The sequence below is a fragment of the Citrobacter sp. LJND-P06 genome, assembly GCF_058188415.1.
On the sequence record NZ_CP187317.1, the window covers coordinates 1,041,568 to 1,054,485 of the forward strand.

Here is a 12,918-nt window from a genome sequence, read left to right on the forward strand (position 1 = left end):
AAATTATCCATGTTTCAGACTAAGCGCCAATGATAGTGCATTCTGCGATAGCGGATCATGGGGAAAGATCACATCAGGCTGTAATTCATTGAGATATTTCCCCTGAATCGCGGGGATTTTAACGGGTCTGGCGAGAACGGTAAGACCTTTCATAAACAACGTATCTGTTACCCGCAGCTCCTCATCCAGTGCGATGGCGACAATAACACGGGGTTTAAAACGACCACCTGAGCGGCCAATACCGACACGACCTTGCTGGCAGAGTTTGTCAAACGCCCTGTTAAAGCGCGATATTTGCCAGTATCCCAGCGCCAGTTGTGCGCACCAGACAATCACGGCGACGGTAATGAGTGCGGAAACCATATTGAGCTCCTTTTATTTTGCCGGATGGCGGTTTCACCTTATCCGGCCTACGGGTAAGCCCGGTAAGCATAACCTCACCGGGCTGCACTCATTAAAACATCACCTGGCCGCCCGTCACATTGATGGACTGTCCGGTGCAATACGACGCTTTTGAGCTGGCATAGAATAACAGCATGTTCAGCACATCCTGGTAATCACAGCCGCGTTTAAGCGGAACTTTATCAATGTAATATTGCTCCACTTCGTTAGCCTCAATACCCAGTTTGGTGGCGTACTGCGGCAGCAGCGACTGGAACATCGGGGACTTCAGCAGGTTGCCGAGCATGAGTGAATGCACCGTAATGCCATACTCCGCCAGATCCAGTGCCAGTGACTGCGTTAACCCCACGCCGCCAAACTTCGCCGCACTGTAGCCGGAGTTGTGTTTACTGCCCACTTTGCCGGACTTGGAGTTGATCTGGATAATGCGTCCCTGAATGCCATCGCGAATCATCAAACGGGAGAATTCGCGCGCACAGAGGAAGTAACCGACCAGATTCACCTGTAGCGAGCGGTCAAAATCGCCCAACTGGAAGTCGCTGATAAACGCCGCTTTGGCGATGCCTGCGCTGTAAACCAATAAATCTACGCGACCAAAAATCTCATCCACGCCGCGAGAGAGCGCAAGAACGCTCTGCTCGCTGGTGGCGTCTGAGCCAAAGCCGTAGGCCATTCCTTCACCCAATTCAGCATTAATCTCCTGGGCAACATTGGCGGCTCTGTCACTCTGAATATCGACAACGGCGACGCGGTATCCCTCTGCTGCAAGCCCACGGCAAAGGAACGCCCCCAGGGTTTGTCCTCCACCAATGACAACGGCAACCTGATTCATTTTTCTCTCCTTAAGCGACAAACTTTAAAATACAGCCCGGTGCGATGTCGTCCGGTACAGGCCCCGCGACGTGAACGGTGCCGGGGAATTCCGCTTCACTCAGCCCATCAAAGCGCAGGGTGATATGCCCCAGTTCACGTAAGTTCTGCTCGGCCACACTACCCACAGCTGTTACCGGGTAATCGTGCTGCCCTAGCGCAAACTTCGCTCCCGCTTGCAGCGTTCCGTTCAGTTCGCCATGACAATGGATGAAGCAATACTCTTCGATATCCGCAGGCGCGCCTTCACGGAAGGTAATCAGCATCTGGTCGCAGAGGGCATTCGGTGCGCTCTGACCGATACGGGTGATGGTGGTTTGATAAATCACGGTCATCTCTGAACCTCTTATTGATAAATAAAGCCGGAAACAAACCAGGCGATAAGGACGGTAGGGGCGCCAGTCAGGAAACGGCTCACCAGCACGGACGGCACCCCGACACGGACGGTATCCTGACGGGCTTCCGCCAGTGACAAACCGACCGGGATAAAGTCACAGGCCGCCTGGGCGTTGATGGCAAACAGGGCAGGTAGCGCCAGATGCGGTGGAATATTACCCAGACCAATCTGTACGCCGATAAGCACCCCGATAACCTGCGCGATAACCGCGCCAGGGCCGAGGAACGGCGACAGTAGCGGGAAGGAGCAAATCAGAGCCAGCGTGACCAGTCCCAGTGGATGACTGGCCAGCGGCGCCAGACCGTGCGCGATCCAGTCGCCAAGACCCGAAGCCATGATGATGCCGATCAACGCCGATACGAACGCCATAAATGGCAGAATCGTTTTCAGTACCGTATCGATGGTGTCGCGACCAGACTGGAACAACACGGCAACCGCCGACCCCATCCCCATGCCGACTTTCGCCAGCAGACCGTCACTCTGTTCTGTAATCTTTTTCCGGGTGTCGTAATCGCGTCCGGTCGTGGTATTTGTAGGGGCTGGCGCGGTGGTCGCTTCTCCGATAACGGTAATGTTTTCTTCTTTCACGCCAGAGACATAGATGTCTTCGACAATATACTGTGCCAGCGGGCCGGATTTCCCGGTCGAGTGAATGTTCACCGTCGGAATGCGACGCTTCGGATAGATCCCGCAGCGCAATGTGCCGCCGCAGTCGATGATAGCCACGCCAATTTCCTCTTCCGGCGGCTCACCCTCTTTGAAGCCATCAACGGCTTGCCAGCCCGTCAACAGCGCCAGTTTGTCGACAATCGCCGGGCGTGTTCCCGCCGTGATGTAGACAATTTTCTTTCCGGACATTACGTCAAGTTCTAACGGCCCACCCCATCCCCCGGAACCTCTTTCAATACGAACACGCGTCATGATGTTGCTCCTGCAAGATGGACTTTCTGCTCAAGTTGGATTCCCATTTTTTTCTCAAAAATGGAGGTCGTCAGGTCTGTCACCCAGCCACGGAAGAAGTTGGTGACCATGCCGACTAACAGATAGCTCACGGCGAGCGGGCCGAGAGGAAGTCCCAGCGTCGTCAGGCCGCTGGCAATCCCCAGGTATACGAACAACTCACCAGGGTTAATGTGTGGGAACAGGCCATTCATGGAGTGACAACTGTACGACGCCGCCGCGTAGTAACTGGGCTTGTATTTTTCTGGCATAAAGCGCCCCAGGCTCAGGGTCATTGGGTTACAAAACACAAACGTACCAATGAAGGGCAAAATCAGATAACGGGACAGCGGGTTTCCGGCACAGCGTTGGGCAAAGCGCTCAATACGTTGCTGGCCGATAAAGTTGATCAGCGCATTCATGATGACCAGCAGGCTAATCAGCAGCGGAAGAATGCCGGTGACCATGCTAGTAAACACTTCACCGCCTTTCTGGAATAGCCCGATAAACCACTCTGCACCATGTGTGATGGTTTCAATCATTATTCTCTCCTGTAGGGATTTTTAGTTACCTTGCCAATCGGTGACTTATTTTAATCAGATCGAAAGGTATTAAAGTGTTATTTTGATCTCAAAATGAAAGATAAATATTTTAATGTGAAAGTTATTAGTCAGGAAATTGCAAATATGACGATTGATATGAAAAGGGAGGGCGAAATTCTGTGGGGAAGAGAGACTACCGCTTCCTTGTGCGGCGGAGGATGCTTTACCATACTTCACTCTGGCTGAATTTGTTTAATGGATGGCTCATGTTCAAGCGTCGTTATGTAGCATTACTTCCCCTTTGTGTGTTGTTGGCTGCCTGTAGCAGCAAACCGAAACCTTCAGAGACTCAAACGACAACGGGGACGCCGTCCGGCGGCTTCCTGCTTGAGCCCCAACACAACGTCATGCAGATGGGCGGCGATTTCGCCAATAACCCCAATGCGCAGCAGTTCATCGACAAAATGGTGAGCAAGCACGGCTTTGACCGCCAACAGTTGCAGGAGATCCTGTCACAGGCCAAACGTCTGGATTACGTGCTGCGTCTGATGGACAGACAGGCCCCGACGGCTCAGGCGCCATCCGGGCCTAACGGCGCATGGCTGCGCTATCGCAAGCAGTTCATCACCCCGGATAATGTGCAAAATGGCGTGGCGTTCTGGAATCAGTACGAAGATGCGTTAAATCGCGCATGGCAGGTTTATGGCGTACCGCCGGAAATCATCGTCGGGATTATCGGGGTTGAAACGCGCTGGGGGCGTGTGATGGGTAAAACGCGCATTCTGGATGCGCTGGCGACGCTGTCGTTCAACTACCCACGCCGGGCGGAGTACTTCTCCAGCGAGTTGGAAACCTTCTTACTGATGGCGCGTAACGAACAGGATGATCCGCTGGATCTGAAAGGTTCCTTTGCGGGCGCGATGGGTTACGGACAGTTTATGCCGTCCTCCTACAAAGAGTACGCGGTCGACTTCAACGGCGACGGTCATACCAACCTGTGGGATCCGGTCGATGCTATCGGTAGCGTTGCAAACTACTTTAAAGGACACGGCTGGGAGAAAGGCGATACGGTGGCGGTAATGGCTAACGGCCAGGCGCCAGGCCTTGCGAATGGCTTTAAAACCCAGTACAGCATCTCCCAACTTGCCGCTGCCGGGCTAACGCCGCAGCAGTCGCTGGGTAATCATCAAACGGCCAGTTTGTTGCGTCTTGATATCGGTACCGGCTACCAGTACTGGTACGGTTTACCGAACTTCTACGCCATTACCCGCTATAACCACAGCACCCATTATGCTATGGCGGTCTGGCAGCTCGGCCTGGCCGTCGCGCAGGCACGCGTGCAGTAATCAGCGTTTACGGAGGGAAGCGTGGGCTTCCCTCTGCTGCTGCTTTTACTGTTTTTCCGACCGACTCTCTGCACGCAACAGGGATATTTTCTTTGATATTGCCAGGCTGTATCCAAGGCATCCCAGGCCTAAGACCATTTGTCCGCCATCATAAGGCTCAACATATCCGGACGAGATAATGTTCAGCACGCCCATCAATAAAGAACATACGCCGCCAATGATGAGCCATAGCCGCAGTTGCTGCTGTTGTTTCAGTTGTTGCTGAAGGGGGATTTCCGTTTTGTCTAAGGCCATTCGCTCTCTCTCTTCATCCGTGCAAAAGTGAACCACACTATATGCTTTTTAAGCACGGGTTTATCTCTCTTGCCCTGTATAAGTGAGCGGCCGGCGTTTTTTCGGAATACGGCTCGTAAAATGGTCACTTCATCCCCATCTCATTGAGGGAAGTGGTATCTTGTCCGGCATATTTTTTTAACTGACAGAGGTCGGAATGACTGACAGTGAACTGATGCAGTTAAGTGAACGAGTGGGGCTGGCGTTAAAAGCACGCGGCGCCACGGTAACGACCGCGGAATCTTGTACCGGCGGCTGGGTGGCGAAAGCCATTACCGATATTGCCGGGAGCTCAGCCTGGTTTGAACGCGGATTTGTCACCTACAGCAATGAAGCAAAAGCGCAGATGATCGGCGTTCGCGAAGAGACGCTGGCCCAGCATGGCGCAGTCAGTGAACCCGTGGTGGTGGAAATGGCGATTGGCGCGCTGAAAGCCGCCAGAGCGCACTTCGCAGTCTCGATAAGCGGAATTGCCGGGCCTGACGGCGGTAGCGAAGAAAAACCCGTTGGTACGGTCTGGTTTGCCTTTGCCAGCGCCAGTGGCGAAGGGATTACGCGTCGCGAATGTTTCAGCGGCGACCGCGAGGCAGTGCGTCGTCAGGCGACGGCTTACGCGCTGCAAACCCTCTGGCAACAATTTCTACAAAACACTTGATACTGTATGACTATACAGTATAATTGCGTCAACAGAACAGAATTCATTATCCGGTTTCATCCGGCATGACAGGAGTAATAATGGCTATCGACGAAAACAAACAGAAAGCGTTGGCGGCAGCACTGGGCCAGATCGAAAAGCAATTCGGTAAAGGCTCCATCATGCGCCTGGGTGAAGACCGTTCCATGGATGTGGAAACTATCTCCACCGGTTCGCTTTCACTGGATATCGCGCTGGGTGCGGGCGGTCTGCCGATGGGGCGTATCGTCGAAATTTACGGCCCGGAATCTTCCGGTAAGACAACCCTGACGCTGCAGGTTATTGCCGCCGCGCAGCGTGAAGGTAAAACCTGTGCGTTTATCGATGCAGAACACGCACTGGATCCGGTTTATGCCCGTAAGCTGGGTGTCGATATTGACAACCTGCTGTGTTCTCAGCCGGATACCGGTGAGCAGGCGCTGGAAATCTGTGACGCGCTGGCGCGTTCGGGCGCGGTTGACGTTATCGTGGTCGACTCCGTTGCGGCGCTGACGCCGAAAGCGGAAATCGAAGGCGAAATCGGCGACTCTCACATGGGCCTTGCGGCACGTATGATGAGCCAGGCGATGCGTAAGCTGGCAGGTAACCTGAAACAGTCCAATACGCTGCTGATCTTCATCAACCAGATCCGTATGAAAATTGGCGTGATGTTCGGTAACCCGGAAACCACCACCGGGGGTAATGCGCTGAAATTCTACGCTTCTGTTCGTCTGGACATCCGCCGCATTGGCGCGGTGAAAGAGGGCGACAACGTGGTCGGTAGTGAGACGCGCGTGAAAGTCGTGAAGAACAAAATCGCGGCGCCGTTTAAACAGGCTGAGTTCCAGATCCTCTACGGTGAAGGCATCAACTTCTATGGCGAACTGGTTGACCTGGGCGTGAAAGAGAAGCTGATCGAGAAAGCTGGCGCCTGGTACAGCTATAACGGTGAGAAGATCGGTCAGGGCAAAGCGAATGCGACGAACTGGCTGAAAGAGAATACGGCGACGGCGAAAGAAATCGAGAAGAAAGTACGCGAACTGCTGCTGAACAACCAGAATTCAACGCCAGATTTCTCCGTTGATGATGGCGCAAACGTTGCGGAAACCAACGAAGATTTTTAATCGTTAACCGTGCCTGATGGCGACGCTCTGGCGTTATATCCGGCTTACAATCAGAGGGCTGCATTTATGCGGCCCTTTTTGCATTTTATATTTCGAAGGTTGTTATGAGCGAATCTACACCGCGCCGACCCGCTTATTCCCGTCTGTTAGACCGTGCAGTTCGTATTCTGGCGGTACGTGACCACAGTGAACACGAGCTGCGCCGTAAGCTCTCTGCGCCGGTGATGGGTAAAAATGGGCCGGAAGAGATAGACGCAACTGCCGAGGACTATGAACGGGTTATCGCCTGGTGCTATGAGCACCATTATCTTGATGACAATCGGTTTGTCGCACGCTTTATCGCCAGTCGTAGCCGCAAAGGCTATGGCCCGGTACGGATACGCCAGGAACTGAATCAGAAGGGTATTGCGCGTGAAGCAACAGAAAGGGCCATGCGCGAATGCGAGATTGACTGGTGTGAGCACGCGCGCGACCAGGCCTTTCGAAAATACGGCGATCCACTGCCGACAGACTTTTCAGAAAAGGTGAAGGTTCAGCGTTTTTTGCTCTATCGTGGCTACCTGATGGAAGATATTCAGGATATATGGCGAAATTTTGATGATTGAGCACATACGGGATTTTACTTCCCCGTAAAGAAAACTTATCTTATTCCCACTTTTTTCCGTTCAGGCGAGGGTCGTTTTAGGATGACCGACGTCTGCGACGAATATTCCTTAAATACACGAAATCATTCAAGTCGCATCAAGGCGGCAAGTGAGTGAATCCTCAGGGCTTACTGGAGTGAGTGACTGGGGTGAACAAGCGCAGCCAACGCAGAGGCGGTTTGAACGATGAAGTGTAGATTGATTTCAGGATAATTATGAGCAAGAGCACCGCTGAGATCCGTCAGGCGTTTCTCGACTTTTTCCATAGTAAGGGACATCAGGTAGTTGCCAGCAGCTCCCTGGTTCCAAACAATGACCCCACTTTGTTGTTTACCAACGCCGGGATGAACCAGTTCAAGGATGTTTTCCTTGGGCTCGACAAGCGTAATTATTCCCGCGCAACCACCTCGCAGCGTTGTGTGCGTGCGGGTGGTAAACACAACGATCTGGAAAACGTCGGTTACACTGCACGTCACCATACTTTCTTCGAAATGCTGGGTAACTTCAGCTTCGGCGACTACTTCAAACACGACGCGATTCAATATGCGTGGGAGCTTCTGACCGGTGAAAACTGGTTTGCCCTGCCAAAAGATCGCCTGTGGGTGACTGTCTACGAAACCGACGATGAAGCCTTTGAAATCTGGGAAAAAGAAGTCGGCATTCCGCGCGAACGTATTATCCGCATTGGTGATAATAAAGGTGGTGCGTATGCGTCTGACAACTTCTGGCAGATGGGCGACACCGGCCCTTGCGGCCCGTGCACCGAGATTTTCTATGACCACGGCGACCATATCTGGGGCGGCCCTCCGGGAAGCGCAGAAGAAGATGGCGATCGCTACATTGAGATCTGGAACATCGTCTTCATGCAGTTCAACCGTCAGGCTGACGGCACCATGGAACCGCTGCCGAAGCCGTCAGTGGACACCGGTATGGGGCTGGAGCGTATTGCGGCTGTGCTGCAACACGTTAACTCCAACTATGAAATCGACCTGTTCAGCACGCTGATTAAGGCGGTAGCGAAAGTTACTGGCGCGACAGACCTCAACAACAAGTCGCTGCGCGTTATCGCTGACCACATCCGCTCCTGCGCATTCCTGATTGCCGATGGCGTTGTCCCGTCGAACGAAAACCGTGGCTATGTGCTGCGTCGTATCATTCGTCGTGCGGTTCGTCACGGCAACATGCTGGGCGCGAAAGAAACCTTCTTCTACAAGCTGGTTGGCCCGCTGGTTGAGGTGATGGGATCTGCCGGTGAAGAGCTGAAGCGTCAGCAGGCTCAGGTTGAACAAGTTCTGAAAACCGAAGAAGAGCAGTTTGCCCGCACGCTGGAGCGTGGTCTGGCGCTGCTGGACGACGAACTGGCGAAGCTGACCGGCGACACGCTGGACGGCGAAACGGCTTTCCGTCTGTATGACACCTACGGCTTCCCGGTTGACCTGACGGCGGACGTTTGCCGTGAGCGCAACATCAAAGTTGACGAAGCAGGCTTTGAAGCCGCCATGGAAGAACAGCGCCGTCGTGCGCGTGAGGCCAGCGGTTTTGGTGCCGATTACAATGCGATGATTCGCGTTGATGGCGCGTCAGAGTTCAAAGGCTACGACCATCTGGAACTGAACGGCAAGGTCACTGCGCTGTTTGTTGATGGTAAAGCGGTGGATGTGATTAACGCAGGCCAGGAAGCGGTTGTCGTGCTGGATCAGACGCCGTTCTATGCTGAATCTGGCGGTCAGGTTGGCGATAAAGGCGAACTGAAAGGCGCTGGTTTCGCATTTGCGGTGAGCGACACGCAGAAATACGGCCAGGCGATTGGTCATGTCGGTAAGCTCTCTGCGGGTTCTCTGAATGTGGGCGACGCCGTGCAGGCCGATGTGGATGATGTGCGCCGCGCGCGTATTCGTCTGAACCACTCCGCAACGCACCTGATGCATGCGGCATTGCGTCAGATTCTGGGCACGCACGTGGCGCAGAAAGGCTCTCTGGTTAACGATAAGGTTCTGCGTTTCGACTTCTCCCATAATGAAGCCATGAAACCGTCAGAAATCCGTGCCGTGGAAGACCTGGTGAACGCGCAGATTCGTCGCAACCTGCCGGTTGAAACCGAAGTCATGGATCTGGACGCGGCGAAAGCGAAAGGGGCAATGGCGCTGTTTGGCGAGAAGTATGACGACAGCGTTCGCGTACTGAGCATGGGCGATTTCTCCACCGAGCTGTGTGGCGGTACGCACGCCAGTCGTACCGGGGATATTGGCCTGTTCCGCATTGTTTCCGAGTCCGGTACGGCGGCAGGTGTTCGCCGTATTGAAGCGGTCACTGGTGAAGGCGCAATCGCGACTCTGCATGCGGAAAGCGATCGCTTAAACGATATTGCACAGTTGCTGAAAGGCGATAGTCAGAATCTGGGTGACAAGGTTCGTTCTGTACTGGAACGTACGCGTCAGCTTGAAAAAGAGTTACAGCAGTTGAAGGAACAGGCTGCGGCGCAGGAGAGTGCGAATCTTTCCAGCAATGCTGTCGATATCAACGGCGTGAAGCTGCTGGTTAGTGAGCTTGCGGGCGTTGAGCCGAAAATGCTGCGTACCATGGTTGATGATCTGAAAAATCAACTGGGGTCGACAGTTATCGTTCTGGCAACGGTAGCTGAAGGTAAGGTTTCTCTGATTGCGGGCGTGTCTAAGGATGTGACCGACCGCGTGAAAGCCGGAGAATTGGTGGGTATGGTCGCTCAGCAGGTGGGCGGTAAAGGCGGTGGTCGTCCGGACATGGCGCAAGCCGGTGGTACGGATGCTGCGGCTCTGCCTGCAGCGTTAGCCAGTGTGAAAGGCTGGGTCAGCGCAAAACTGTAATAACTATAAGCGTTAGCGAGCGCCGTAGATCTGGGTTTACGGCGTTTGCATCAACGCTATCGACAACGATAAAGTCAGGTTGAAGTTGTGTATATCGGCTAAACTTAGGTTTAACAGAATGTGATGCCGTGACTGCTTACACTAAGGTGTTTGTCATCGCTTACTTTTTGGCGTTATATGATGGATAATGCCGGGATACAGAGAGACCCGACTCTTTTAATCTTTCAAGGAGCAAAGAATGCTGATTCTGACTCGTCGAGTTGGTGAGACCCTCATGATTGGAGATGAGGTCACCGTGACAGTTTTAGGGGTGAAGGGCAACCAGGTACGCATTGGCGTAAACGCCCCGAAAGAAGTCTCTGTCCATCGTGAAGAGATCTACCAGCGTATCCAGGCTGAAAAATCCCAGCAGTCCAGTTACTAAGGTTTTCGCGTCTCATCTTGTTCGGTGAGGCGCAACCTGATTCCCGCTCTAAACCCTCTTTTTTATCCCATCAGCTCCATTTTCTTATTCTGCCTCTGTGTTTGTTGACCGACTTTTCCGTTCGCCTCGTTTTTTTGTTCCTCAGTGATGCGTGTTAAACACCGATTTGTTTGTTGATAAAACACTCTTTTTGCCGTTTTTGCAGACTAATTGCGCGTGAAGTGTGCAAACGATAAAAGTGCAGGAAAAATTGTTTGACTTATAAGTCCCAGAAAGTAATATGTGCGCCACGCAGCGACGAAGAGCTTTTAACGAGTTCTCCGAAGCACTCGCAAGAGGCGTTTGGTGAGGTGGCCGAGAGGCTGAAGGCGCTCCCCTGCTAAGGGAGTATGCGGTCAAAAGCTGCATCCGGGGTTCGAATCCCCGCCTCACCGCCATTTGCATCCGTAGCTCAGCTGGATAGAGTACTCGGCTACGAACCGAGCGGTCGGAGGTTCGAATCCTCCCGGATGCACCATCTTCTCTTTTACTTTCGGTAATGAAAGTATGAGTGAGCGATACGGCTTTAGCAGCGGTATCAAAAATCTGCAGTAAAGTAAGTTTCCCTGATGCATCCGTAGCTCAGCTGGATAGAGTACTCGGCTACGAACCGAGCGGTCGGAGGTTCGAATCCTCCCGGATGCACCATCTTCTCAGAAATAACAATCGGTTTGTTGTTTCATGGTCTGCGAGAATATCGCAAGTACCAGGGAGGATAGCGTTGCTTTAGCAACGACCCGCAGGGCAAGGCGCAGCCGAGTAATCCTCCCGGATGCACCATCTCTTACGTGATATGGCTTTTGTAGCGATATCAATATCAGCAGTAAAATAAGTTCCCTGATGCATCCGTAGCTCAGCTGGATAGAGTACTCGGCTACGAACCGAGCGGTCGGAGGTTCGAATCCTCCCGGATGCACCATACTTATCAGAAGTATCAGCAGTAAATCAGCAATTCCCGATGCATCCGTAGCTCAGCTGGATAGAGTACTCGGCTACGAACCGAGCGGTCGGAGGTTCGAATCCTCCCGGATGCACCATATTCTCCAGGGTAACAGCGATTTTGTTGTCTCATGGTCTGCGAAGTTATCGCAAGCACCAAGGGAGGATAACGTTGCTTTAGCAACGGCCCGAAGGGCGAACGCCAGTGAGTCATCCTCCCGGATGCACCATCTTCTGCAAAACACTTCGTCTCTTCTCATAAACACTTCTTTGCTTCACACACTGAACAATCCTCATTATCTCCATCAGCGACAAAATCAATCAATTACGATAAAGTAACGTCTGGTCATTAGGCTGGTGAGAACGCAATGTACGAACGTTATGCGGGTTTGATTTTTGATATGGATGGCACCCTCCTGGATACTGAACCGACACACCGTAAGGCGTGGAGTGAAGTATTAGGACGCTACGGCCTTCGTTTTGATCTTCAGGCAATGGTCGCACTCAACGGTTCACCCACCTGGCGTATTGCTCAGTCGATCATTGAACTCAATCACGCCGATCTTGACCCCCATTCGCTGGCGCGAGAAAAAACCGATACGGTAAAAAGCATGCTGCTGGACAGCGCCGAGCCGTTGCCTTTAGTTGAGGTGGTGAAGGCCTGGTATGGTCGTCGCCCGATGTCAGTAGGAACCGGTAGTGAAAGCGCCATCGCAGAAGCGTTGCTGGCTCGTCTGGATCTACGTCGCTATTTTGATGCGGTTGTCGCAGCCGATCATGTTCAGCATCACAAGCCTGCGCCTGATACGTTCTTGCTGTGCGCGGAACGCATGGGCGTGATGCCTGCGCAATGTGTGGTGTTTGAAGATGCTGATTTTGGTCTGCAGGCGGCACGTGCGGCGGGAATGGATGCTGTGGACGTTCGATTACTGTGAGTGATGGACTGTCGCTCCTGTCACTGTTTGCCAGTAGTTTTCTCAGCGCCACGCTATTGCCCGGGAATTCAGAAGTTGTTTTAGCTGCGATGTTAGTTTCCGGGGTAAGCCAACCCTGGGTCTTAGTCTTAACAGCAACAATGGGTAATAGCCTTGGAGGGTTAACTAACGTTATCCTTGGGCGTTTCTTCCCGTTACGTAAAACGTCGCGCTGGCAAGAAAAAGCCACGGGCTGGCTTAAGCGTTATGGCGCAGTCACGCTGCTATTAAGCTGGATGCCGGTGGTGGGGGATTTACTGTGCTTACTGGCGGGATGGATGCGTATCTCATGGGGGCCAGTGCTCTTTTTTTTATGTCTTGGTAAAACGTTGCGCTATGTTGTGGTCGCAGCGGCTACTCTTCAGGGCATGATGTGGTGGCACTAATTGTAGATAGACACACATGGTCACCATTACAATTATGCTAAAT

General features: G+C 52.9%; 14 protein-coding genes and 5 tRNA genes. 13 read left to right on the forward strand and 6 right to left on the reverse strand.

All coding sequences use genetic code 11. The features are described 5' to 3' along the window. Positions 1–3 precede the first annotated feature (3 nt). The 5 genes from gutM to srlA form a co-directional block, all read right to left on the reverse strand. On the reverse strand, positions 4–363 hold the full coding sequence (gutM, locus tag ACO7SM_RS04965) for a transcriptional regulator GutM (protein WP_490469948.1): 360 nt from the start codon (positions 361–363) through the stop codon (positions 4–6). A gap of 91 nt (positions 364–454) precedes the next feature. After that, positions 455–1,234, reverse strand: a complete 780-nt coding sequence (gene srlD / locus ACO7SM_RS04970) for a sorbitol-6-phosphate dehydrogenase (protein ID WP_490469949.1) — start codon at positions 1,232–1,234, stop codon at positions 455–457. A gap of 10 nt (positions 1,235–1,244) precedes the next feature. Beyond that, positions 1,245–1,607 (reverse strand): PTS glucitol/sorbitol transporter subunit IIA, encoded by a 363-nt coding sequence (gene srlB / locus ACO7SM_RS04975; RefSeq protein ID WP_490469950.1) that lies wholly within the window; start codon positions 1,605–1,607, stop codon positions 1,245–1,247. 11 nt (positions 1,608–1,618) lie between these two features. Then, positions 1,619–2,590: a PTS glucitol/sorbitol transporter subunit IIB gene (gene srlE / locus ACO7SM_RS04980; RefSeq protein WP_490469951.1), complete on the reverse strand. Its 972-nt coding sequence runs from the start codon at positions 2,588–2,590 to the stop codon at positions 1,619–1,621. Next, complete coding sequence (gene srlA / locus ACO7SM_RS04985; RefSeq protein WP_490469952.1) at positions 2,587–3,150, reverse strand: PTS glucitol/sorbitol transporter subunit IIC; 564 nt, start codon at positions 3,148–3,150, stop codon at positions 2,587–2,589. Before srlA ends, srlE begins: the two co-directional genes overlap by 4 nt. Before the next feature lie 266 nt (positions 3,151–3,416). Between srlA and mltB the strand changes: the two genes are divergently transcribed. Further along, positions 3,417–4,496 carry a lytic murein transglycosylase B gene (gene mltB / locus ACO7SM_RS04990; protein ID WP_490469953.1) on the forward strand — a complete coding sequence of 360 codons (1,080 nt, stop codon included), beginning with the start codon at positions 3,417–3,419 and terminating at the stop codon, positions 4,494–4,496. Between the two features lie 45 nt (positions 4,497–4,541). On the opposite strand, the gene ACO7SM_RS04995 is transcribed toward mltB, so the two are convergent. After that, positions 4,542–4,790 (reverse strand): hypothetical protein, encoded by a 249-nt coding sequence (locus ACO7SM_RS04995; protein WP_490469954.1) that lies wholly within the window; start codon positions 4,788–4,790, stop codon positions 4,542–4,544. A gap of 196 nt (positions 4,791–4,986) precedes the next feature. On the opposite strand from ACO7SM_RS04995, the gene pncC reads away from it, so the two are divergent. The 12 genes from pncC (at position 4,987) to ACO7SM_RS05055 (ending at position 12,875) form a co-directional block, all read left to right on the forward strand. After that, positions 4,987–5,484: a nicotinamide-nucleotide amidase gene (pncC, locus tag ACO7SM_RS05000; protein WP_490469955.1), complete on the forward strand. Its 498-nt coding sequence runs from the start codon at positions 4,987–4,989 to the stop codon at positions 5,482–5,484. Between the two features lie 80 nt (positions 5,485–5,564). Continuing rightward, positions 5,565–6,626, forward strand: coding sequence for a recombinase RecA (gene recA, locus ACO7SM_RS05005; RefSeq protein WP_490469956.1), 1,062 nt, complete (start codon positions 5,565–5,567; stop codon positions 6,624–6,626). A 104-nt stretch (positions 6,627–6,730) separates the two neighbouring features. Then, entirely contained in the window at positions 6,731–7,231 is a 501-nt protein-coding gene (recX, locus tag ACO7SM_RS05010; protein ID WP_490469957.1) for a recombination regulator RecX, read from the forward strand. A 254-nt stretch (positions 7,232–7,485) separates the two neighbouring features. Beyond that, on the forward strand, positions 7,486–10,113 hold the full coding sequence (alaS, locus tag ACO7SM_RS05015) for an alanine--tRNA ligase (protein ID WP_490469958.1): 2,628 nt from the start codon (positions 7,486–7,488) through the stop codon (positions 10,111–10,113). Between the two features lie 238 nt (positions 10,114–10,351). After that, positions 10,352–10,537, forward strand: coding sequence for a carbon storage regulator CsrA (gene csrA, locus ACO7SM_RS05020; protein ID WP_000906486.1), 186 nt, complete (start codon positions 10,352–10,354; stop codon positions 10,535–10,537). A gap of 344 nt (positions 10,538–10,881) precedes the next feature. Then, positions 10,882–10,974, forward strand: a tRNA-Ser gene (locus ACO7SM_RS05025). Between the two features lie 3 nt (positions 10,975–10,977). Then, positions 10,978–11,054, forward strand: a tRNA-Arg gene (locus tag ACO7SM_RS05030). Between the two features lie 93 nt (positions 11,055–11,147). Beyond that, positions 11,148–11,224, forward strand: a tRNA-Arg gene (locus ACO7SM_RS05035). A 194-nt stretch (positions 11,225–11,418) separates the two neighbouring features. Beyond that, positions 11,419–11,495, forward strand: a tRNA-Arg gene (locus tag ACO7SM_RS05040). A gap of 41 nt (positions 11,496–11,536) precedes the next feature. Continuing rightward, a tRNA-Arg gene (locus ACO7SM_RS05045) sits at positions 11,537–11,613 on the forward strand. Between the two features lie 270 nt (positions 11,614–11,883). Next, positions 11,884–12,450, forward strand: coding sequence for a fructose-1-phosphate/6-phosphogluconate phosphatase (gene yqaB, locus ACO7SM_RS05050; RefSeq protein ID WP_490469959.1), 567 nt, complete (start codon positions 11,884–11,886; stop codon positions 12,448–12,450). After that, entirely contained in the window at positions 12,447–12,875 is a 429-nt protein-coding gene (locus ACO7SM_RS05055; protein ID WP_490469960.1) for a YqaA family protein, read from the forward strand. Before yqaB ends, ACO7SM_RS05055 begins: the two co-directional genes overlap by 4 nt. Positions 12,876–12,918: the final 43 nt, after the last annotated feature.